3 protein-coding genes are annotated in these 2,775 nt (G+C 71.7%); all 3 read left to right on the top strand.

Annotated elements, in window-relative coordinates; translation table 11 throughout:
* Nucleotides 1-393, top strand: a 393-nt coding sequence (locus E1284_RS40015) for an alpha-glucosidase C-terminal domain-containing protein (RefSeq protein ID WP_207924237.1), incomplete at its 5' end; no start/stop codon positions are given.
* 2 nt (nt 394-395) lie between these two features.
* Nucleotides 396-1,808, top strand: a complete 1,413-nt coding sequence (locus tag E1284_RS40010) for a maltokinase N-terminal cap-like domain-containing protein (RefSeq protein ID WP_131945331.1) — start codon at nt 396-398, stop codon at nt 1,806-1,808.
* Nucleotides 1,809-2,063: 255 nt separating this feature from the next.
* Nucleotides 2,064-2,775 (top strand): C40 family peptidase (locus tag E1284_RS40005; protein WP_243715043.1); only part of this gene is annotated, 712 nt, incomplete at its 3' end.

Raw genomic sequence — 2,775 nt, 5'->3', positions numbered from 1 at the left:
GGCAGCCTGCTGCACTGGACCCGCACAATGATCGAGATCCGGCAGCGCCACCCCGTCTTCGGCGTCGGCTCCTACGTCGAACTGTCCGCCTCCAACCCCTCCGTCCTCGCCTTCACCCGCGAGATCACCGAGGACGAGAGCCCGTGGGGCGAGATGGACACGATCCTGTGCGTCAGCAACCTGTCGCGCTTCCCGCAGCCGGTCGAACTCGACATGCGGCGCTTCGAGGGCTACTCCCCCGTCGAGTGCATGGGCGGCGTCCAGTTCCCCGCCATCGGCGAACTGCCCTACCTGCTCACGCTTCCGGGGCACGGGTTCTTCTGGTTCCAGCTGCTCCCACCGGACGACGGCGGCGCCGCCGACCGGATCGTCGGCGCCGGAAGGACCGTCTGACTGTGCTGCCACCCCGATCGGACCTGGCCCGAGACCTCGCGGAGTGGCTGCCCCGGCAGCGGTGGTTCGGCGGCAAGGACGGCCCCGTCGACGAGCTGTCCATCGGCACCGCCACCGAACTGCGCACCGGCGACCCCGCCCTGCACCACCTCGTCCTCGACGTCCGCCAGAACGGCGCCGTCGACCGCTACCAGCTGCTGCTCGGCGTCCGCCGGCACCTTCCCGACCGGCTCCGGCACGTGGAGATCGGCGCCGGTACGGGCGCCGCGGGGGCGCGGCTGTACGACGCCGCCCACGACCACGACCTGACCCGGATGCTGCTGGACGCGCTGGCGGACGAGGCGTCCATCGGCCCGCTGCGGTTCCACCACGTGCCCGGCGCCCGCATCCGGACCGACCTGGCGAGCCTGCCCATCACCGCCGAGCAGAGCAACACCTCGCTGCTGTTCGGCGACGCCTACATCTGCAAGCTGTTCCGGCGGCTCAGCCGCGGCGTCAACCTCGACCTGGAGGTCAACCTCGCGCTGACCCGGCAGGGCTGCGAGCACATCCCCGCCGTGCACGGCTGGATCGAGCTGGAACCGGACGGACCGGGCGCGGAGCCGGTCACGCTCGCGCTCCTGTCGGACTACCTGCACACCGGTGCCGACGGCTGGAGCCTCGCGATCGCGAGCGTCCGCGACTGGTTCGCCTACCCGCTGCCGCCCGGCGACGAGTGGGCGGAGCTGGACGCGAGCGGCGCGGGCGGCGACTTCGCGGCCGAGGCCGAGCGGCTCGGCGCGGCCACCGCCCAGGTGCACCGGGCGCTCGCCGACGCGTTCGGCGTGACGGTCCTCGCCGCGGACGAGGTGCGCGCGATGGCCGCCCGGATGAACACCGAGCTGACCGCGACCTGCCAGGCCGTGCCCGGCCTCGCCCCGCACGCGAAGTCGCTCACCGGGGCGTTCCTCGACCTGGCGGCGCGGGCGGCGCCGCTGCCGGTCCAGCGCGTGCACGGCGACTACCACCTCGGCCAGGTGCTGCGCACCGAGTCGGGCTGGGCGCTGCTGGACTTCGAGGGCGAGCCGGCCCGCGCGGAGAGCGAGCGCCGCGCGCTCGCGCACCCGCTGCGCGACGTCGCCGGCATGCTGCGCTCCTTCGAGTACGCGGCGCGGTTCCTCATCACCAAGTCCGGCACGGTGCCGACCGAGTCGGGGCCGCACCTGGAGACGCGCGCGCACGCGTGGGCGGCGCGGAACCGGGCGGCGTTCTGCCGCGGCTACGCGGCGGCGGGCGGCGCCGACCCGGCCGCGCATTCGGTGCTGATGCACGCCTTCGAATTCGAGAAGGCGGTGTACGAGGTGCGGTACGAGGCACGGAACCGGCCGGCCTGGCTGCCGGTCCCGCTGACCTCGCTGGCACATCTGACCGCATGATCAAAGACACCAAAGAATGCCTCCAATTCGGCGCCATGATCATGTAAAATCGGCCGGTTCTCACAATTCCCCGGCGATCAACGGGTACCCGAACTCTCGGCAGGATGATGATCACCTGCCGGAGACCGACCCGGTACTGGGGGAACGGAGAGAACGGGAATGTCAATCGCACGCCACTCGCAGGATGACGGCGCCGGAAACGGAGCATTGGAGCGCCATGGCGGCCGTACTCGGACGGACGGCCGAAAACAGGGGATGCTCCTGGCGGCCCTCACCGCGACGGCGACCGGGCTGGCGCTGACCGTACCGCTCGGCGCGCCCGCACACGCGGCGCTCAATCCGGTGGTGCTGAAGAGCCTGCATCTGGACTCGGCGACGCTGCAGAAGGTGCAGGCCTACGACGAGTACCGGACGCGCGAGGCGGACCAGCGCGAGAAGGCGAGCAGGGCGCTGCGGTTCGCGCGCAAGCAGATCGGCAAGCCCTACCGGTGGGGCGCCGACGGGCCGAGCAGCTACGACTGCTCCGGCCTCGCGATGGCGTCATGGCGCAAGGCGGGCGTGAAGCTCCCCCGCGTCACCTACGCCCAGTACCGCAAGGTCGACCGGAAGGTGAAGTACGGGGACCTCGAACCCGGCGACCTCATCTTCTTCCACGGCCGCAGCCACGTCGGCCTGTACGTCGGGCACGGGCGGTTCCTGCACGCGCCGCACAGCGGCGCGCGGGTGCGCGTCAACAAGATCGGCAAGCGCCGCAGGCAGCAGTTCGCCGGCGCGGTGCGCCCCGGCGCGCCCGCCTACCGGGAATGGTCGGCGTCGGTGAAGGAGCTGGTCGAGAAGATCGACCGGATGAGCGCGGAGAAGAGAGCGGACAAGAAGCCGCCAGATAAGGAGCGGACCCCCCAGATTCCGCCGCCTTCCGACTCGCTGCCCAAGTCCGACCGCAATCCCCCGATGACCGCCCCCGGAC

Origin of the sequence: Actinomadura bangladeshensis, assembly GCF_004348335.1 — a bacterium.
Taxonomy (GTDB): Bacteria; Actinomycetota; Actinomycetes; order Streptosporangiales; family Streptosporangiaceae; genus Spirillospora; species Spirillospora bangladeshensis.
This window is presented reverse-complemented; position numbering and strand designations above follow the sequence as displayed.